This is a genomic window from Rhodococcoides fascians NBRC 12155 = LMG 3623, assembly GCF_001894785.1.
Taxonomy (GTDB): Bacteria; Actinomycetota; Actinomycetes; order Mycobacteriales; family Mycobacteriaceae; genus Rhodococcoides; species Rhodococcoides fascians.
The window spans coordinates 898,337-916,537 of the sequence record NZ_BCWW01000001.1 but is presented as its reverse complement, the minus strand read 5'-3'; the positions used below and the strand labels follow the sequence as shown (position 1 = coordinate 916,537).

Here is an 18,201-nt window from a genome sequence, read left to right as displayed (position 1 = left end):
CCGTCATTTCCGGAGGATCAGGTCCAAGGCTTCCGAACGCGATGCCGCGCTGGACTGCAGCAGACCCCGGACCGCCGAGGTGGTGGTGCTGGCACCGGGCTTGCGGATACCGCGCATCGCCATGCAGAGATGCTCGGCCTCGATCACGACGATCGCACCGCGCGGGTCGAGCTTCCGCATCAACGCGTCGGCGATCTGGCTGGTCAACCGCTCCTGCACCTGGGGACGCTTGGCGTACATGTCCACCACGCGGGCCAGCTTCGACAGACCGGTCACCTTGCCGCTCTTGCCGGGGATGTATCCCACGTGGGCGACGCCGTGGAACGAGACCAGGTGGTGCTCGCACGTGGAGTACATGGGGATGTCGCGAACCAGAACCAGTTCTTGATGGCCTTCGTCGAAGGTCGTGTTCAGCGCGGTGTCCGGATCGGTGTAGAGGCCGGCGAAGATCTCGCGGTAGGACCGGGCGACACGAGCCGGGGTATCGAGCAGGCCCGGGCGATCGGGATCCTCACCGACGGCGATGAGCAACTCGCGTACCGCGGCCTCCGCGCGGGGCTGGTCGAACACCGCGCCCGTGGCATAGGCCACCGTCTCCGCGATTCCCTGCTGCGGGACGACGGATTGCACGGCTGCTGGGACTTCTGCCGAGTCGCCTGTCGACTCGTCGGTCCTGTTGACTGACACGAGAACGTACCTCCGGTTGGGCTCCGCGAATGTGGCAGCTGGGCGGGCGTGCTGCTCGGTGTGAACGGCTCGCCGACGGACAACAGCACGGGTTCGAAACGACTCACTGGGTCGACCGTGACGGTCGACCCAGTCAGCCTAATGATCGGACTAGCGGTGTGAGCCGCCCGGTCCTTCCCACCGTTGGGTGCGTGGGCCGGCGTCGCCGTCGTCGTTTCCGTGACCGTCGCCGCGCTCACCCTGTTGCGACTCCTCCGACGAACCATGAGCGGGTCGATCGTCTCCGGGCAGCGGGTAGTTGTGCGAGCTTTCCGGAACCTCCCATGTGGGAGTCGACTCTGGCGCGCCCTCGGAATTCTCGCCGTAGGGAGGCTCGTGCCGGGACGTGCGACCGTGCTCCCCGGCGTCCGGCCGGAACGGATCCGGCTGGTACTGCGGCGGCTGATACGACTGCTGCGGCTGCTGCGGGTCGTACGACTGCTGCGGCTGGGGAGGCTGGTAGGACTGCGGCTGCTGATACGTCGGATGCTGGTGGTAGCCCTGATCCGAGTCCTGTTCACGCGGAGGCTGGTACTGAGCCGGCGGCGTGGACGGGCCTTGGTAGCGCGGCACCTGTGGCTGATCGCGCGGCGGCCAGCCGGGTGCCGACCAGCCGGCGGGAGCGCCGTAATCGGGGCCCGAACCATTGGGACCCGATCGGGGCTCGGGCCGGCGATAGCCCTCGGAGTATCCGCCGCCTGTGGTCGGCCCGCCGTAGCTTCCGTTGGCAGGACCGCCGTTGGTAGCGCCGTTGCAGCCGCCACCGTTGGTAGCCCCGTTGTAGCCGCCGCCGTTGTTGCTACTGCCGTTGTAGTCGCCGGGGGCAGGCGCGCTACGTCGACCGGCACCCGTGTTCGGTCCGAGCTCGCCGGTGCCGGGTGCGCCGTTGCTGGGTGCGCCGTTGTAACCGTTGCTGCCGTTCTGCTGCCCACCCTTGGTCAGCTGCGGCGACCCGGCGTAGCTGGGCTGCGGAAACTGTTGTGGCGGAAGCTGTTTCGGCGCCGGTGGTACCGGAGGCCACGGCTCGCCGCGCTCGGCTGCGAGCTCGCGAGGAGTCTTGACCGGCGGCTTGTCCGACGGCTTACGGTCACCGAAGTCGTTGAACAGCGTGATGCGCGGGCGCTTGGTGACGCTGTGGAAGATCTTCTCGAGGTCCTTGCGGGTCAGCGTCTCACGTTCGAGCAGCTCGGAGGCAAGGGTGTCGAGCAGGTCGCGGTACTCGTTGAGGATGGCCCACGCCTCGGTGTGCGCGGCTTCGATGAGCTTGCGCACCTCCTCGTCGATTTCGCGTGCGACCTCGTGCGAGAAGTCCGACTGCTGTCCCATCGAACGACCGAGGAACGGGTCGCCCTGTTCCTGTCCGTAGCGAACGGCACCGAGCTTGCTGCTCATGCCGTACTCGGTGACCATAGCGCGGGCGATCTTGGTGGCCTGGTCGATGTCCGAGGACGCTCCGGTGGTCGGCTCGTGGAACACAAGCTCTTCCGCGGCGCGTCCACCCATGGCCATCACCAGGCGTGCGATCATCTCCGACCGCGTCATCAGGCCCTTGTCGTCCTCGGGGACCGTCATCGCGTGGCCGCCGGTGCGACCGCGCGCGAGGATGGTCACCTTGTACACGGGCTCGATGTCGGGCATCGCCCATGCCGCGAGAGTGTGGCCACCCTCGTGGTACGCGGTGATCTTGCGCTCGTGCTCGCTGATGATGCGGCTCTTGCGGCGCGGACCACCGACGACGCGGTCGACGGATTCTTCGAGCGACGCCTCGGTGATGACGGTGCCGTTCTCACGAGCGGTGAGCAGTGCCGCTTCGTTGATGACGTTGGCCAGGTCTGCACCCGACATTCCGACGGTTCGCTTGGCCAGACCTTCGAGGTCTGCATCCTGCGCGACGGGCTTTCCGGCCGAGTGCACCTTCAGGATCGCTCGACGGCCGGCCAGGTCGGGGGCACCGACCGGGATCTGACGGTCGAAACGGCCCGGACGCAGCAGGGCCGGGTCGAGGATGTCGGGCCGGTTGGTGGCGGCGATGAGGATGACGCCGGTGCGCTCACCGAAGCCGTCCATTTCGACGAGCAGCTGGTTGAGCGTCTGCTCGCGCTCGTCGTGTCCGCCGCCCATGCCTGCGCCGCGCTGGCGGCCGACGGCGTCGATCTCGTCGACGAAGATGATGCAGGGGCTGTTCTGCTTGGCCTGCTCGAACAGGTCGCGCACGCGGGATGCACCGACGCCGACGAACATCTCGACGAAGTCGGAGCCGGAGATGGTGAAGAACGGGACGCCCGCCTCGCCTGCGACGGCGCGCGCCAGCAGCGTCTTGCCGGTTCCGGGAGGGCCGTACAGCAGGACGCCGCGCGGAATCTTGGCACCGAGGGCCTGGTAGCGCGCCGGGTTCTGCAGGAAGTCCTTGATCTCGTAGAGCTCTTCGACAGCCTCGTCCGCGCCCGCGACATCGGCGAACGTGGTCTTCGGCATATCTTTCGTCAGCTGCTTGGCTTTGGACTTCCCGAAGCCCATGACACCGCCGCGGCCGCCGCCCTGCATACGGCTCATCACGAAGATGATCACGCCGAGGATCAACACCATCGGGAGGATGAGCAGCAGGAACGAGCTGAACCAGCTCTCCTGGGTGACGGTGGTGTTGTAGCTGTTCAAGCCCTGCGAGTCGACCTTGTCGAAGATCTGCTCGGACGCCGAGTCCGGATACTTCGCGATGATCTGCTTCTCGTTGTCCGTGGCGTCGGAGGCCTCTTTGAGGGTCAGCCGAATCTGCTGCTCACGGTCGTCGATCTGCGCGGACTCGACATTGCGGTCGTCGAGCTGGGCGATCGCCACCGAGGTGTCGACCGACGTCCAGTTCCGCGTGTCGTTACCGAAGTAGCTGAAGGCATAGATCACCAACAGAATGCCGAAAACGATGGCGAGATTTCGTATTACTGTCTTCCGATTCATACAGCTTCAGCCGACTCGGCCGTGTCCTTTCAGTCCGCTCCCGCGCGCTGGCTGCTCCCTGCCCGCCGGATACTCCAGGCTACCGCGAGACTCGGACATCGGACTCGCTCTTACCTGGCGCTCTGCGTCCACGCGCCTGTCGGCGTCGACGCTTCTTCCCCTCCAACGACTGCACTCCCCCGGCAGTTCCCCGTGTATCGCCGCACACTATCCGGATCGATGGACCATTGCATACGTCTCGGCGCGGCAATGGTCCATTGACGGACGGTCCAGCGCAGCGACACGGGCGGAACCGAAAGAACTCGGATCAGCTGTACACCTTCGGGTCCAGCAGACCGATGTACGGCAGATCGCGGTATCGCTCGTTGTAATCGAGGCCGTAGCCGACGACGAACTCGTTGGGGATGTCGAAGCCCACGTTCGCGACCTCGACGTCGACCTTGATCGCGTCGGGCTTACGCAGCAACGTCACCACCGACAGCGAGGCGGGCGACCGGGTCGCCAGGTTGCGCTTGAGCCAGCTCAGCGTCAGACCGGAGTCGATGATGTCCTCGACGATCAGCACGTGGCGTCCGGTGATGTCGCGGTCGAGGTCCTTGAGAATCCGGACGACGCCGGAGGACGACGTCGACGAGCCGTAGGAGCTCACCGCCATGAACTCGAGCTGCGCCGGGATGGGCAGGGCCCGCGCGAAGTCGGTCATGAACATGATCGCGCCCTTGAGAACGCCGACCAGCAGCAAGTCGCCTTCGGGAGCACCCTCGGGATACCGCTTGGCAATTTCCTCTGCGAGTTCCGCGGTCCGTGTTTTGATCTGTTCCTCGGAAATGAGAACCGATTCGATGTCGCCCTCGTACACGGGGTTTCCCTTCATTCGTTCTCCAGGCCGACGCTCAGCCTGCCATGCCGACGCGAGCACACCAACCTCGCCTCCGGCGTTCCCCCAGGCAGCGCAACTCCGCCCTGCCCGGTCCAGCGCACGACGAGCGCATCGACAGCGCGGATCTGACGGTCCGACAACGACGTCACACCCCGGCCGAGGAGCCAGCGGCGCACCACTCGGCGGCGGATCGCAGGGTCGGACGATTCGATCGCCGAGACGTCCAGCTCGCGCGTGTTCGGATCGACGACGGCCGCGGCGATGGCGTCGAGCGCCCGGCCGTCCTCCTGCAGCTGCTCGGCCGTGCGGGCCAGAGCCGGAGCGACGCCCCCACCGAGCACGTCCTCGAGCAACGGCAGCACCTCGTGGCGTAGTCGCACCCGGGTGAAGTCGGGATCGGTGTTGTGCGGATCCTCGAACGGTTCGAGCCCCAGCTCTGCGCACGCGGCCCGCGTCACAGCGCGTCGCACCCCGAGGAGCGGCCGACCCCACGGGTCGTCGAACGCTGCCATTCCGGCGATGGACCGAGGCCCCGAGCCCCGACCGAGGCCTAACAGCACCGTCTCGGCCTGGTCGTCGAGAGTGTGCGCCACCAGCACCGAGGCATCACCGCGCGCGGCGTCCAACGCGTCGTATCGGGCTCGGCGAGCGGCAGCTTCCATCCCGCCCGAACCGGCCACGGTCACTGTCAGCACTCGGGCGTCATCGACGCCCAGCAACCGGGCACGCTCGGCGGCAACGGCAGCCACCTCGGCCGATCCCGCCTGCAGCCCATGATCGACGATCAGCGCCGTCACGTTCGAAGCCTCGGCTGCCGTCGCCGCAGTGAGCGCCAAAGAATCCGCGCCACCGGACAGCGCCACCGCTACCGGGCCGGGATGCGCCGCCAACCAACCCCGCACCGCTCGCCGAACCTCCAGCAACGCCGGAGACTCGGGCAGCATGGGTCGTTTCGCAGGCTCAGCCAAGGACTCGCGCGACCCACGCATCCGGGTCCTCGATCTCCGACAGCAACGGCAGAGTGTCCGGCCCGGTCCACACTGTGTTGAAGCGTTCCATTCCCACCGAGCCGACGACGTGATCCACGAATGCCTTGCCGCGTACGTATTGCGCCATCTTCGCGTCCATCCCGAGCAGCGTGCGCACGACGCGTTGGACGGGGTTGACCTTGCGTTGGCGTCGCCGATCGAACGCGCGGCGGATCTGCACCACCGACGGCACGACGGCCGGTCCGACGGCGTCCATGACGTGGTCGGCGTGACCTTCGAGCAGTGTTCCGAGAACGAGGAGACGGTCGATCGCCTGCCGCTGCGGCTCGGGCTGGGTCGCGCGGAGCAGACCGATGATGCCGGCGTCCTCGGCGGATCCGCCGGGATTCTTCCTGGCCTTCAGAGCGCCGCTCAGCCGAGTGAGGACATCGGACATCGGCTCGTCGGTGCCGTCGGAGAGCAATCCGACGTTGTCCCGCATGTACTGCCCGAGCCACGGCGCGGAGGAGAACTGCACTCGGTGGGTCACCTCGTGCAGGCATACCCAGAGCCGAAAATCACTGGGTGAGACGCGAAGTGCACGTTCGACGGCGATCACGTTGGGTGCGACCAGCAGCAGGGTGCCGCTCTCACCGGTGAACGGATCGTACTGTCCCAGAATGGCACTGGACAGGAACGCGAGCATGGCACCGGCCTGCAACCCGGCGGGCTTGCCGCCGAGCAGACCGGACGGGGGTGCCTCGTTCTCGTCCCCGGTGAGGTGCTTCATCGACGCAGCCGCCGCTGCGATCCATCCTGCTCGATCGACCACCTGGGCGTCGGGCACCGGCAGACCGTCGGCCAGGCCTGTCGTCTCCCGTACCGGCCCCTCGGCCCGAAGCGATGCTGCGGCAAGCTCTTCCACGGCTGCGGCGGCGGTGTATCGCGAGGTGGCCGGCCCCGGGCGGGCCAATCTCGCTCCGGCCTTCGCGGCCACCGCCCAGTCGACTGCGCCGGCGAACCGGGACGTGGCGTCGTTGTCGTCGGCGGTTGCTGTTTCGGTGCTCATCGGCAACCACACATTCTCAGGGTCGATGCGACGGCATCGAGGGCGGGTCGACTGACATCGGGTGGCCGGTCGTTGGACATCAGGGCGAACGTCAGGATCCGGCCGTCGACGTCGACGACGTATCCGGCCAAAGCGCTTGCAGCGGAGAGAGTTCCGGTCTTCGCGCGAACCCAGCCGGCACCGGTACGATCACCCGAGGCGTACCGATCGGACAGCGTTCCGGTGGCACCGGCGACCGGTAGGTAGTCGAGCATGGGCCGCAGTGCCGGTTGACCGCTCCCGGCTGCCGACGTCAGCACCTGATCGAGCAGGCGCGCGGGAATCCTGCCGTCGACCGACAGTCCGCTCGCGTCCTGCAACGCCAGACCGGCCATGTCGAAGCCGGCCGAGAACAGGGTCTGGCCGATGGACGCCACCGCCCCGGAAAAGCTTGCCGCCGTGTTCATCTCGAGCGAGAGTTCTCGGCCCACCGCTTCGGCCAGCACGTTGTCGGACCGATAGATCATCTGCTGCAGCCGATCCCGCAACGGGGCCGACTGCACCGATGCGATCTGATCTGCACCCTCCGCCGCCTTGCCCGTCGTCACCGCAGCGGGGTCGACGCCGAGTCCCGCGGCGAGGGCGCGGCCGGCATCGAGGGCAGGCGTGGTGCTGCGCGGCGATTCGTCGACGAGGGGGTTCGAGCGGCCGCCGTCGAGCATGATCGGTTCGATCGGGGCAATGGATCCGGCGGCGATGTCGGCCGGGAACCAGCCCTGGGCCATCGTGTCGCCGGAGTAGATGGACGTGTCGACGCTGATGCTGCGCACTGCGGTTCCGCTGCGACGGATCTGCTCCACCAGGTCGTCGATGCGTGCCGCTCCCGGATAGAACCCGGTCGTACCCACCGGCAGGGCGGTGAGCGTGGGGTCGCCGCCGGCGATCAGCACGATGTTGCCCTCACCGCTGCCCTGGACCACCCGGGTCGCGACGCGGTGGTCGGACGGAAGCGCGAGCATTGCGGCCGCTGCCGTGAGCACCTTGGTCGTCGATGCGGGAGTCATGGGCGTGTCGGGATTCTGCGACCACAGGATCTGGCCGGTCTGCGCGTCGGCCACGGTGCCGGTGAAGGTGCCGAGCGCGGCGTCGTCCACGACGGGTGCGAGCGCGCCTGCGAGACCGGCTGCGCTCGGCACCGGGGCGGAGTCCGGGAACGCGGTGATCGACGGGTTCGGCAGCACCGTCTCGGGTGGGGGTGCGATCGCGGCGTCGGCACTCTCGGAGACCCTGGGCAGCACCAGAGCGGCGGTCGTGACGGCAAGGACCACGACGAACACCGCGCACAGCGTGAGGATCAACCGCTTCTTCCTGCGTCTGCGCCCCGCCATGGGACCGAGGAATCGCCGTGTCAGCCCCGCCACCGTTCCTCCGTCATTGCCGTGGTCGTACCCATGATCATCGAGTCAACAGTATCCTCGGGTCCGGTAGCCTTGCGCCGCCACCATAGAGACATTCGCAAACCACTCGAGCCCGCTCGGGCTCGAACCAAGACAGTGAGGACTGCACGTGTCGTTCGACGTCACCATCGAGATCCCCAAGGGGCAGCGCAACAAGTACGAGGTCGACCACGTCACCGGACGTGTTCGCCTCGACCGCTACCTCTACACCGCGATGGCGTATCCGGCCGACTACGGCTTCATCGAGAACACTCTGGGCGAGGACGGCGATCCGCTCGACGCGCTGGTGCTGCTGCCCGAGTCGGTGTACCCCGGTGTCATCGTCGAGGCCCGCCCGGTGGCCATGTTCAAGATGGTCGACGAAGCAGGCGGCGACGACAAGGTGCTGTGTGTGCCGGCCGGCGACACCCGCTGGGATCACATCCAGGATCTGAGCGACGTCTCGACCTTCGAGCTCGACGCGATCAAGCATTTCTTCGTCCATTACAAGGATCTCGAACCCAACAAGCACGTCACCGGTGCAGACTGGGTGGGTCGCGCAGAAGCCGAGGCCGAAATCGCTGCGTCCTTCAAGCGTTTGACGGACAATCCGGGTCACTGATCCTTTCGGCATCACAACACCTCGTTTCGGCCGTGTGCCGACGAACCACAGTTTGGGGAGACGTATGACCGACAGCACTTCCAACGGCACCGCCGGTGATCGGCGCAATCTGGAGTCGCGGCCGATATCGGACCCGACCCAGTTCCCCGATCTGCCGGTGACCGTCGTTCTCGACCGGATCCCGGTACCGATTCTGGCTGTCGATCCCACCGGTGCCATCGTGTTCGCGAACGAGGCCTTCGACGATCTGTTCGGACTCGACCGGACAGAACGAGAGGACTTTCACCTGCACGACATCTTCCCGGATCGAGCTCCGGAGGGCGTGAACGTCGCGGAGATGTTCCTGACCACCGTCGCCACCCGTGCGGACTCCCTGTGGCGGATGACCGACAAGACCGGCGACATCGTTCAGGTGCGGGCCAGCAAGTCGATTCTTCGGCGCACCGAGGACACCATCGTGCTCGTCGCGTTGGAGGATTTCACCGACCAGCTGTGGAACGACCCGAAGAGCGCTCTGCGCTGAAGGCTCGAATCGTTCTCCCCAGAACGTTTCCCGGGAACGACCAACGGTGTACATCGGCATGTCAGGTGCCGGTGTACACCGTTGCTTTGTTTCCACCCGCGTGTTTCGACTCGTACATCGCTGCGTCGGCGTCGAGCAGTCCGTTGTGCATCAACTCGGCCGACTCGTAGGTCGAATCGGCCGACCGCCACTGGCCGGCATCGAGTATCGCGACCCCGATGCTGACCGTCACCGGCACGTCGTCGCCTGGATCGTGCACCGCCTCGCGAATGTCGTCGGCCAGGTGTTTCGCGGAGTCGGCGTCGACCGGAACGGCAATCGTGAACTCTTCACCTCCGGTCCGCGCCACGCACGGACGTCTACCGGTGACAGCGCTCAGCCGCCGCGCTGTCCGACGAAGAACCCGGTCACCCATCGCGTGGCCGAAGGTGTCGTTGACCCGCTTGAACTGGTCCAGATCGACCACCATCAACGCCACGGATTCAGTGTCGGCCAATCTGCCCAGCATCCGCTCGAGCCGCAGTTCCAGACCGCGCCGATTGAGCAGGCCCGTCAAGGAGTCGGTGTTGGCGAGGTCGAGCTGGCGTTGGATGACGGCGCGAAAGGCGAGCACCGAGTTGACCACAAGCACCGTGACGAGAGCGCGCGCGACGATCGAGGCCGGGTCGTCCGGGCGTTCGAGGACGGCCAGAACCGCGAGCAGCAGAATGACGGCGTTGACGAACGCCGTATGAAATTTCAGTACGTTGCGGCGGGAGAAGTACGCGATGTAGGTGCCGATCACCGAGAACAGGGCAGCCCCGTACAGAGCCAGGTCCCGGTCCGCAAAGGTCAGCAGTAGCCCCGACACCCCCACGTCCGCATAGATCACGAACCATCCGGGCATGTGCGAGGCGTCCACCGACCGTAACCACCACCACGCTCCCACTGGCAGGGTGGAGAGCAGCACGATCGTGCAGATCAGCACGGCCGTCGTACCCACCGGACCGTCGTCCGACAGCATGATGATCGCGCCGATCACGCCGAACGACGGGACGAGCACTGCGATACCCCTGGCCACGCGACGCTCGAGCCGGATCGAGCCCGATCGGGGTCCGATCTCGGACGACGGGGAGGGTACGTCGTGATCGGTTGGCATCGCGTCCCCTCCGTCCGTTCCGAGCAGTCCGAGCATCCGGGTACGACGGCGTCGCGCCCCGGCCGTCGAGGTAGGGCTCGAGCGTACGAAACGACTCGACCGTCGGCACCGAGTTCTCGGAGTCCGAGGCTCAGACGTTACCCGGGCGTTGAGTGGGCAGGTCCGGTCTGATGGTCTCGTAATCGGTCAAGAATCGGTCCAGCAGTCCGACCAGCGTCGCCCGATCCTCCTCGGCCCATCCTTCGATGACTCGTCCGAGGTTCTCGGTACGGCGTTGCTGGATGGCGGCTGCAGCTTCCTCGCCGGACGGGGTGACGGCCAGAACGAATGCCCGCCCGTCACGTTCGTCGGGTACCCGAGCGACATGTCCTCGCTCGACCAGCTGGCCTACCTGCCTGCTGACCGTGGACGGGTCCGAGTTGACCATCGCGGCGAGCTCGCTGGACCGCATCGGTCCGTCGCGCAGCAGGCGGAACAGGCATACGTAGGCGGCACCGTCGACGCCGCCCGAGGACGAGATCTGCGCGATGTTGCGCTCCCGAATCCGCTGCAGCCGAACCAGCTGTGTACCCAGCTCTTCGGCGTATTCGACCACGTCAGCTACCGGTGAATTGGGCCGGACGCTTCTCGAACACCGAGGTGATGGCCTCGGTGAGATCGTGCGAGGCGAGGAAAGCCGCGTTCCAGGCCGCGACGAATCTCAGCGAGTCGTCGACGCTCGCCGACCGGGAATGGTCGAGGACGGTCTTGATGCCCTGCACCACCAGGGGCGGGTTCGCAGCAATGGCCGCGGCGCACTCACGGGCGGCCGCGAGGACGGCATCGTGGTCCTCGAACACGTCGTTGACCAGGCCGATCTTCTCGGCGCGCACCGCGTCGATGTCCTTGCCGGTCAACGCGAGCTCACGCAGGTGGCCGTCGCCGATGATCGCGGGGAGTCGAGCGAGAGATCCCATGTCGGCGACGATCGCGACACGCACCTCGCGGACGCTGAACTTCGCGTCGGCGCTGGCGTACCGCACGTCGGCGGCGGTGATGAGGTCGACGCCGCCACCGATGCACCAACCCTGCACTGCGGCGACGACGGGCTTGCGGCAGTCCGCCACGGCGTTGACGGCCTTCTGCATCGTCTTGATGGTGTCGTGAAACGTGGTCCTGGGTCCGGCGAGTGCTTGGTCGGCCATCAGCGGCCCGAACGTTCCGGCCATGGCCGGCAGGTCGAGACCGTAGGTGAAGTTCCTTCCGGAGCCCGCGAGAACCACGGCCCGTACCTCTGGATCGGCATCGAGTCGGTCGAACAGTTCTGGGCATTCGCTCCAGAAATCAGGGCCCATGGCGTTGCCCTTGTTCGGCCCGAGAAGTGTCACGTGCGCGATGTGGTCTGCGATCTCCACAGAGAATGCGGTCCAGTTCCGTTCGGTCATGCTGCGAGCCTAGCGGCAGACGCAGCAGTACCCACAGGGCGTGTTACGCCGAGTAACGTCTGCGCTAAGAGCCTGCTCAGCTATGGCAATGACCGACTCCGGTCCCCCATCATTCATGCATGTTGATGCATCAGGGGTTGGGTCTCGAGACATTCAACGATCTGCCGCGTCGCAAGGCGGTACACGCGCTCTACGAGTGCTGTTGCTCGGTTGCCTGGGCCTCACGTCTCGCCGACGGCCGCCCGTACCGGTCGCGGGACGAGTTGTTCACCGCGGCGGCCGCCGAGCTGAACGAGTTGTCCGACAACGTCATCGACGCCTTGGCCGCGACGCTGCCCGAGCCGAACAAGATGTGCACGACCATGGACGCAGACTCACGTAGCGCCCTGGGCACCGCAGCGCGCGCGTACGAATCGAAATTCGGCTGGCGGTACGTCTCGAACCTGATGATGGCTCCCGACGGTTTCGAACCCAGGGACGTGCTGATGGAGCTCGGCCATCGACTCGACAACGACGAACCGACCGAACGGCTGGTCATGCGCAGGGAGTTGGTCGAGATCGATCACCGTCGCCTCGGCCGACTGTTGGGTCCCGAAGGCGGCTGGCCGCCGTACTGATACCGCGAGGTCAGCCGAAGAGGCCGACGACTCGGCCGATCAGGCCACCGGCGATCACGATTGCCAACAATGCCACCAGAACGATGACGACGATCGGCATCACGCGACTGCGCTGCGGCGGTTCGTGGTTGGGCCCACCGACTGCTGTCTCGGCTGGAGGAGTATCGCCCGGCGTCACGCTACCGCCCGCTTCGAGGCCGGCAGTCTCATCGGGTTCTGGATTCTGAGCAGTCATGAACCCGGAGTACCCGGTAGCGCAGCCCTCAATCGAGCTGTGCTCTGGCTATCGCTCCGGCGAACAGTTCCGACACGGCATCGGCGATGACGGACCGGTCGATCTCCTCCGGATCCACCGAATGTTCCACGGCCAATCCGGAGATCAACGCAGCCAAGGACATCGCGAGGCGTCGAGCATCGAACGCCTCCCCCACACCCCACTGCACCGCTCGATCGGCGATGAGTCGTTCGAGCTCGGAGCGGAGGGCACGACGGTCGGTGCGGTAGCGCTCGGCAATCACCGGGTCACGGCCCGCAAGAATCCCGAATTCGACGGTCAGTAGTGGCCACCGCGGCTCGGCGACCACCCAGGACGCGATTTCGCCGCCGCCGGCTCCCGCAGCCGCCTGCGGGTCCAGGTCGGACACGTGAGCGAGTACTCGGGCGGCGAGATCGAGTGAGCGCTGTGCCAGCAGTTCGGCGAACAGCCCTTGCTTGGAATCGAAGTTGGAGTACACGGCCCCCTTCGTGAAGCCGGCCCGATCGGCTATGTCGGTGAGCTTGGCCGCCGCGTATCCGCGCTCGGTGAACTCGTCGGCCGCTGCGGCGAGCAGTCTCTCTCGCACATCGGTGCGCTGCGGCCTGCGCTGTGGCTGTGTCGATCGCCACTCTTCTTGCTGCTCGGCATTCACGATACCTAGAGTATTGAATACCTCGGGTATCGACAAGGTCTTCGAGTCTCGACATGTTCAGGAGCACTTTTCATGCGCAAGATGTCACTACTCGCCGCCGCAGTGCTGGTGCTGCAACTCGGCTTCATCCTCAGCTACGTGTCGGCGTTCCATCAGCCGACTCCCCACGCGATTCCGATCGCCGTGGTGACCGAGGCCGGGCTTCCCGCCGGCCTGGACCAGCAGACCGCCGACCGCCTCGACGCCATCGACGGTGCGCCGCTCGACGCGCGTACGGCAGTGGACACCGCCGAGGTTCGCACCCTGCTCCGCGATCGGGACATCCTCGGCGCCTACGTCGTCGGCTCGAGCGGCACCGACACACTGATCACCGCGAGCGCTGCCGGCAGCTCGGTGGCGACCGCCCTCGAATCGATCTTCACCGAGGTCGATGCCGCTCAGGGACGCCAATTCGTGGTGCGTGACGAAATCCCGGTCGGCGTGCATGACAACCGTGGATTGTCCGGCTTCTACCTGTCGGTGGGCTGGGTCGTCGGCGGCTACCTCCTCGCGGCCGCCTTCGGTCTGCTCATCGGGGCACCGACGACCCGACGCGAAACCTGTGTCCACGTCGGCATTCTCGCCGCGTACTCGATTGCCTCGGGCGCACTGGGAGCACTGCTGACCACCCACGTACTCGGAACCTTTGCCGGACACTGGTTTCCGCTCACCGTGCTGGGCACCGGGGTCGTCTTCGCCACCGGACTGTTCACGATGGGCCTGCGAGCCCTGATCGGAGTGGCTGCGGTACCGGCGGCGATCGTGCTGTTCGTCATCCTCGGAAATCCCAGCGCTGGAGGCGCTTTCGGGGCCAACGTACTGCCGCATGTGTACGCGTCGATCGGCCGGTGGATCACCCCGGGCATCGGCACCGAAGGAGTGCGCAGCATCGTGTACTTCTCGGGTGCGGGGGTCGGGCAGCCGGCACTCGGACTGGGTCTCTACATCCTGATCGGCGTGCTGCTGATGGCTGCGGCAGCGGTTCTGCGCCGTCGTCGCAGCGCCGGTGAATCGATGCCGAGCCAGTAAAGTGGCATCCCATGACTGCCACCTTCCCTCTGCCGATGCCCGATCTCGCTGTCCGCACACTCGGTGGCGCAGTGGTGTGGGCCAACGACGAGACGTTCGCCGAGAAGGAAAATCTGATCACACCGGGCAAAGCCGACTACTCGACCGCGACGTTCGGGCACAAGGGGCAGATCTACGACGGGTGGGAGACGCGGCGCCGACGCGAGGCCGGCCACGACGAGGCGATCGTGCGACTCGGAGCTGCCGGCATCGTATCGGCCGTCATCGTCGACACGTCCTGGTTCACCGGCAACTACCCGCCGGAAATTTCGGTCGAGGCCGCCGAGGTGACCGGATTCCCGTCACCGACCGAGCTGTACGCCACGGAATGGACGACCATCGTTGCCCGTAGTGCCGTCGACGGCGACAGCGAGAACCGATTCGAGGTCGCGTCCGACGCCCGGTGGACGCACGTCAAGCTGTCCATCTACCCGGACGGCGGCGTCGCTCGGCTGCGAGTACTGGGCCGCGGCGTCCCGGACCCGAAGTTCCTCGCCGTCGGGCCCGTCGACCTGGCCGCGCTCGAGAACGGCGCATACGTCTCGGCCTGCTCCAACATGTTCTACAGCTCCCCCAACAATCTGCTGTTCCCCGGCCCGCCGCGCTCGATGGGCGAAGGCTGGGAGACCTCGCGTCGACGCAACGACGCCAACGACTGGGTGCAGGTGCAGCTCGCCGGCACGGGCCGAATCCGGCTGGCCGAGCTGGACACCAGTTGCTTCCTGGGCAACGCCCCCGGCGCGGCATCCCTGCAAGGGCGACTGGGCGACGGCGACTGGATCGAACTCCTGCCGCGAACGACACTGCAGCCCGACACTCGGCATCGCTTCGTTCTGGACCACGACGCCCCGGTGTCGGAGGTGCGAATGGACATCTTCCCCGACGGGGGAATGGCGCGATTGAGATTGTTCGGTGATCTCGCGGGAGTGGAGCCTGCGGAATGACCCACTGAGGCAGAAGTGGAGCCTGCGGAATGACCCGGTTGGGCAAGCTGTCTGCGTAAACGGTCGTGTGGCAATAGGGTTGGGGCATGTCCCGGCTACTTCATCCGAATGCAGCCCACGTTGCCGACACCCTGATTTCTCGTGGTCATCACGGGGTGGTGGTGAACAGTCCCGAGGGCACCCACACCGCCGCCGACGCCGCAGCTGCGTTGGGCGTCGATGTGGGTGCGATCGTGAAGTCGATGGTGTTTCTGCTCGACGACGAGCCGGTGTTGCTCCTGGTGTCCGGGGCTCACAATGTTCATCTCGAGCACACCGGTGAGCGTCTCGGCGGCACGCTCGCCCGGGCCGATCTGCGTACCGCCAAGCACGCCACCGGCCAGCCGATCGGGGGAATCGCTCCGGTGGGCCATCCGACGAATTTGGATACGTTCGTCGATCAGGACCTGGCGGCCCACCCCGAACTGTGGGCCGCGGCCGGGCACATCGACACGATCTTCCGCTCGTCGTACACCGAGTTGCTGCGCATCACCGCAGGTCTGGCGATCGACGTCACCTGAGCTCGAACGACCTAGGAAGCAAGGGTCGGGGCAATTCGGGGTGCGCCGAGGATCGCGTCGACGACGTCGGTGTCGAGGCGGGTGCCGCGCGATTCGAGGAGCGGCAACACTCCCGCGGCCAGGAACGTCGACTGCCGCTCGATCTCGCCGTGTACCTGCAGCGTCACGCCGTCGGCGACATCGGCCGCGGTGACGTCGGAGATCAAACTCGCCAGTCCCGACGGGGTACCGACGTAGCGGATGGACGACGGGCTTGCCGGCGCGTCGAGTGCGGCGAATTCCCGACGGGCCGTCCTGGCGTCGGCAGCGATGTAGATCTCGAGATCGAGGAAGACCGCGAGATTGTCGGCCGATTCACCGCGCTCGACGGCTTCTGCGTGCAACCGGGCGCGTTGCTGCTGAGCTTCCCGCAGGTCCGAGGCAACGATTCTGATGGTGTTCACCTCGGGCCCGGCGGTCAGCTCGGTCCAGACGTCAGCGGATTCGATGGCTATGCGGGTGTGATTGTGCGACATGAGTGGTGGTCCTGATTCGTCGGTCGGGATGCGCATGCGGTCGGAGCGGAGCCGAACTCGAACACGACCCGGACGCAGTGCGGCACAGATCGACATACCTGTTGCACCAGTGGCGATTGCCACGCGACACGACACTCACGGTCATGACGCCATGCTAACTGCCTGTGGGGCTGCACGGGGATCCAACCCCGGCGGCCCCGTCGGCCAGGGCGGGGAAGGGACGAGGGTCCGGTACGGGGTTCCACCACCCGGCTTCTTCGGCGTAAGCCCATGTCGGCCCGGACTCGACGAACGCTGCCAACGCGTCGACGAGTCGGTCCACGTCGGCCGAGGAACTGCCGAGACCGATACTGGCCCGCACGGCACCGTCGGCGTGACCCAGCCGGCGCAGCAGCGGGTGGGCGCAGAACTTTCCGTCGCGCACTCCGATGCCGTGTTCGGCCGACAGGTACGCCGCCACTTCACCGGGGTCGTGGCCGGCGACAGTGAACGTGACGATGCCGACGACGTCGGGCGCGTCGGCCCACACCTGCAGCAGTTCGACACCCTTCAGTGCGCCCAACCCGTCCCGCAATCGGGTGGACAATTCCCGCTCGTGTGTCGTCGCGGCGTCCTCGTCGAACGACGCGATGGCCTCGCACGCCGCCGCCAGCGCGACGACACCGAGCACGTTGGGCGTTCCCGCCTCGTGACGCTGCGGTGCGGGAGCCCAGTCGGTGTGCTCGATCGTCACACTGCGCACGGCACCGCCGCCGGCCAGGTGGGGCTCGCCCGCGTCGAGCCAATCACGGCTTCCCACAAGCACACCCGCGCCGAACGGGGCGTAGAGCTTGTGACCGGAGAACGCCAGATAGTCCACACCGAGTGCGGCGATGTCCACTCGACGGTGCGGAACGAGCTGTGCGCCGTCGACGACGATCCGGGCACCGTGGCGATGCGCGAGATCGGCCAGTTGCTCGATGGGGAGCACTTCGCCGGTGACGTTCGATGCACCCGTGATGGCCAGTAGCGCAGCAGGTTTCGCAGCCAGTTCGGCGTCGAGCCGGGCGAGCGTCTCGGCCAACGTCGATGCTGCGACCACCACTCGGCGATTACGCCACGGCAGGAGGTTGGCGTGGTGTTCGATATCGAGCACCACGGTATCCCCTGGCACGCACGCGGCCAACAGATTGAGCGAATCGGTGGTGTTGCGTGTGAACACGACCACTGAATTCGTCTGTGCACCAACGAATCCAGCCACGGTCTCACGCGCCTTCTCGTACGCCGCGGTGCACACCCGGGACGCGTAGCCGGCCCCGCGGTGCACGCTCGAATAGAACGGCAGCAACTCCGCGATCCGATCGGTCACTGCGGACAGCGCAGGCGCGCTGGCCGCGTAATCGAAATTGGCGTAGGTGCACGTGCCGCCGTGAACCAACGGAACCTGCAACTCCGTGCCGGAAACAGGGGCAAAAGGAGTGCAGGGACGGGAAAGTACAGACGTCATGACAGATCAAGCCCTCACGTTCGAGGGACCCGCAACGGAAGATATTCGTGAACGAGTCCGCGCTTGCCGCACCGATTGTTCGGTGTCAGCCTGGTCGTCACCCGGAGCACCCCACCGCGAAGGAGGGTTGCCGACCAGCAAGCCGGGGCTCGATGCTGGTACTCGTGACCGTGGTCAAGACACTGGCAAACCCGCCACGGTTTTGTCAAGCCGGGGATCGCTCCGACACAGCAGTAGGATTTCCGCGGTGGGAAGGCGCGCTCGTTCACCTGCTGGCAAACAGAACGTGAGATAACCAACGGCGCTGCTTTCCCCAGCACCACAAGAGTCATCTGCCAACGAACGAG

The 18,201-nt window shown here is 66.3% G+C and carries 19 protein-coding genes and 1 riboswitch; of the genes, 6 read left to right on the top strand and 13 right to left on the bottom strand.

What is annotated here, in order from left to right; genetic code table 11:
• Positions 1–3: 3 nt before the first annotated feature.
• From folE to dacB, 6 genes are all read right to left on the bottom strand, one after another.
• A complete protein-coding gene (gene folE / locus RFA01S_RS04595; RefSeq protein ID WP_072691999.1) occupies positions 4–630 on the bottom strand; it encodes a GTP cyclohydrolase I FolE in 627 nt (208 codons plus the stop codon).
• 207 nt (positions 631–837) lie between these two features.
• The gene (gene ftsH, locus RFA01S_RS04590; protein ID WP_032406573.1) at positions 838–3,678 is read right to left on the bottom strand and encodes an ATP-dependent zinc metalloprotease FtsH; all 2,841 of its coding nucleotides are present in this window, start codon (positions 3,676–3,678) and stop codon (positions 838–840) included.
• 307 nt (positions 3,679–3,985) lie between these two features.
• The gene (gene hpt, locus RFA01S_RS04585) at positions 3,986–4,537 is read right to left on the bottom strand and encodes a hypoxanthine phosphoribosyltransferase (protein ID WP_027494374.1); all 552 of its coding nucleotides are present in this window, start codon (positions 4,535–4,537) and stop codon (positions 3,986–3,988) included.
• An 11-nt stretch (positions 4,538–4,548) separates the two neighbouring features.
• Complete coding sequence (gene tilS, locus RFA01S_RS04580; protein WP_032388288.1) at positions 4,549–5,502, bottom strand: tRNA lysidine(34) synthetase TilS; 954 nt, start codon at positions 5,500–5,502, stop codon at positions 4,549–4,551.
• Between the two features lie 16 nt (positions 5,503–5,518).
• Entirely contained in the window at positions 5,519–6,595 is a 1,077-nt protein-coding gene (locus tag RFA01S_RS04575) for an Rv3626c family coenzyme F420 biosynthesis-associated protein (protein WP_052060526.1), read from the bottom strand.
• Entirely contained in the window at positions 6,592–7,962 is a 1,371-nt protein-coding gene (gene dacB / locus RFA01S_RS04570) for a D-alanyl-D-alanine carboxypeptidase/D-alanyl-D-alanine endopeptidase (RefSeq protein ID WP_052060543.1), read from the bottom strand. Before dacB ends, RFA01S_RS04575 begins: the two co-directional genes overlap by 4 nt.
• Positions 7,963–8,140: 178 nt before the next feature.
• On the opposite strand from dacB, the gene RFA01S_RS04565 reads away from it, so the two are divergent.
• Entirely contained in the window at positions 8,141–8,632 is a 492-nt protein-coding gene (locus RFA01S_RS04565; protein ID WP_027494378.1) for an inorganic diphosphatase, read from the top strand.
• Positions 8,633–8,696: 64 nt separating this feature from the next.
• Positions 8,697–9,155: a PAS domain-containing protein gene (locus RFA01S_RS04560; protein ID WP_027494379.1), complete on the top strand. Its 459-nt coding sequence runs from the start codon at positions 8,697–8,699 to the stop codon at positions 9,153–9,155.
• 61 nt (positions 9,156–9,216) lie between these two features.
• Here the strand turns inward: RFA01S_RS04560 and RFA01S_RS04555 are convergent, their stop codons facing one another.
• The 3 genes from RFA01S_RS04555 to RFA01S_RS04545 all read right to left on the bottom strand — a co-directional run bounded on the left by RFA01S_RS04555 (position 9,217) and on the right by RFA01S_RS04545 (position 11,717).
• Positions 9,217–10,293 (bottom strand): GGDEF domain-containing protein, encoded by a 1,077-nt coding sequence (locus RFA01S_RS04555; protein ID WP_032406649.1) that lies wholly within the window; start codon positions 10,291–10,293, stop codon positions 9,217–9,219.
• Between the two features lie 130 nt (positions 10,294–10,423).
• Positions 10,424–10,888: a MarR family winged helix-turn-helix transcriptional regulator gene (locus RFA01S_RS04550; protein ID WP_032369382.1), complete on the bottom strand. Its 465-nt coding sequence runs from the start codon at positions 10,886–10,888 to the stop codon at positions 10,424–10,426.
• A gap of 1 nt (position 10,889) precedes the next feature.
• Entirely contained in the window at positions 10,890–11,717 is an 828-nt protein-coding gene (locus RFA01S_RS04545; protein WP_072691998.1) for a crotonase/enoyl-CoA hydratase family protein, read from the bottom strand.
• A gap of 119 nt (positions 11,718–11,836) precedes the next feature.
• Between RFA01S_RS04545 and RFA01S_RS04540 the strand changes: the two genes are divergently transcribed.
• On the top strand, positions 11,837–12,334 hold the full coding sequence (locus tag RFA01S_RS04540) for a 2-oxo-4-hydroxy-4-carboxy-5-ureidoimidazoline decarboxylase (RefSeq protein ID WP_032406576.1): 498 nt from the start codon (positions 11,837–11,839) through the stop codon (positions 12,332–12,334).
• 10 nt (positions 12,335–12,344) lie between these two features.
• Here the strand turns inward: RFA01S_RS04540 and RFA01S_RS04535 are convergent, their stop codons facing one another.
• Positions 12,345–12,569 carry a DUF6480 family protein gene (locus RFA01S_RS04535; protein ID WP_027494384.1) on the bottom strand — a complete coding sequence of 75 codons (225 nt, stop codon included), beginning with the start codon at positions 12,567–12,569 and terminating at the stop codon, positions 12,345–12,347.
• 28 nt (positions 12,570–12,597) lie between these two features.
• Positions 12,598–13,176, bottom strand: coding sequence for a TetR/AcrR family transcriptional regulator (locus tag RFA01S_RS04530; protein ID WP_032373887.1), 579 nt, complete (start codon positions 13,174–13,176; stop codon positions 12,598–12,600).
• 138 nt (positions 13,177–13,314) lie between these two features.
• Here RFA01S_RS04530 and RFA01S_RS04525 point away from each other — a divergent pair, with 138 nt between their 5' ends.
• The 3 genes from RFA01S_RS04525 (at position 13,315) to RFA01S_RS04515 (ending at position 15,853) form a co-directional block, all read left to right on the top strand.
• On the top strand, positions 13,315–14,310 hold the full coding sequence (locus RFA01S_RS04525; RefSeq protein WP_032373856.1) for a hypothetical protein: 996 nt from the start codon (positions 13,315–13,317) through the stop codon (positions 14,308–14,310).
• 11 nt (positions 14,311–14,321) lie between these two features.
• On the top strand, positions 14,322–15,293 hold the full coding sequence (alc, locus tag RFA01S_RS04520; protein WP_032406577.1) for an allantoicase: 972 nt from the start codon (positions 14,322–14,324) through the stop codon (positions 15,291–15,293).
• A gap of 86 nt (positions 15,294–15,379) precedes the next feature.
• The gene (locus RFA01S_RS04515) at positions 15,380–15,853 is read left to right on the top strand and encodes a YbaK/EbsC family protein (protein ID WP_032364486.1); all 474 of its coding nucleotides are present in this window, start codon (positions 15,380–15,382) and stop codon (positions 15,851–15,853) included.
• Between the two features lie 11 nt (positions 15,854–15,864).
• Here RFA01S_RS04515 and RFA01S_RS04510 read toward each other — a convergent pair whose 3' ends face one another.
• Together RFA01S_RS04510 and RFA01S_RS04505 are read right to left on the bottom strand one after the other, a co-directional pair.
• Positions 15,865–16,368 (bottom strand): hypothetical protein, encoded by a 504-nt coding sequence (locus RFA01S_RS04510; RefSeq protein WP_032406650.1) that lies wholly within the window; start codon positions 16,366–16,368, stop codon positions 15,865–15,867.
• A 154-nt stretch (positions 16,369–16,522) separates the two neighbouring features.
• Entirely contained in the window at positions 16,523–17,854 is a 1,332-nt protein-coding gene (locus tag RFA01S_RS04505; protein ID WP_032406578.1) for an aminotransferase class V-fold PLP-dependent enzyme, read from the bottom strand.
• A gap of 54 nt (positions 17,855–17,908) precedes the next feature.
• A riboswitch (SAM riboswitch) is annotated at positions 17,909–18,024 on the bottom strand.
• Positions 18,025–18,201 lie beyond the last annotated feature (177 nt).

Coding starts and splice junctions, on each gene's coding strand:
- RFA01S_RS04555 (WP_032406649.1), bottom strand. CDS start 10,293: ATGCCAACCGATCACGACGTACCCTCCCCGTCGTCCGAGATCGGACCC.
- RFA01S_RS04510 (WP_032406650.1), bottom strand. CDS start 16,368: ATGTCGCACAATCACACCCGCATAGCCATCGAATCCGCTGACGTCTGG.
- RFA01S_RS04540 (WP_032406576.1), top strand. CDS start 11,837: ATGTTGATGCATCAGGGGTTGGGTCTCGAGACATTCAACGATCTGCCG.
- RFA01S_RS04545 (WP_072691998.1), bottom strand. CDS start 11,717: ATGACCGAACGGAACTGGACCGCATTCTCTGTGGAGATCGCAGACCAC.
- RFA01S_RS04525 (WP_032373856.1), top strand. CDS start 13,315: ATGCGCAAGATGTCACTACTCGCCGCCGCAGTGCTGGTGCTGCAACTC.
- RFA01S_RS04535 (WP_027494384.1), bottom strand. CDS start 12,569: ATGACTGCTCAGAATCCAGAACCCGATGAGACTGCCGGCCTCGAAGCG.
- alc (WP_032406577.1), top strand. CDS start 14,322: ATGACTGCCACCTTCCCTCTGCCGATGCCCGATCTCGCTGTCCGCACA.
- RFA01S_RS04515 (WP_032364486.1), top strand. CDS start 15,380: ATGTCCCGGCTACTTCATCCGAATGCAGCCCACGTTGCCGACACCCTG.
- RFA01S_RS04560 (WP_027494379.1), top strand. CDS start 8,697: ATGACCGACAGCACTTCCAACGGCACCGCCGGTGATCGGCGCAATCTG.
- dacB (WP_052060543.1), bottom strand. CDS start 7,962: ATGGCGGGGCGCAGACGCAGGAAGAAGCGGTTGATCCTCACGCTGTGC.
- RFA01S_RS04505 (WP_032406578.1), bottom strand. CDS start 17,854: ATGACGTCTGTACTTTCCCGTCCCTGCACTCCTTTTGCCCCTGTTTCC.
- RFA01S_RS04575 (WP_052060526.1), bottom strand. CDS start 6,595: ATGAGCACCGAAACAGCAACCGCCGACGACAACGACGCCACGTCCCGG.
- tilS (WP_032388288.1), bottom strand. CDS start 5,502: ATGCTGCCCGAGTCTCCGGCGTTGCTGGAGGTTCGGCGAGCGGTGCGG.
- ftsH (WP_032406573.1), bottom strand. CDS start 3,678: ATGAATCGGAAGACAGTAATACGAAATCTCGCCATCGTTTTCGGCATT.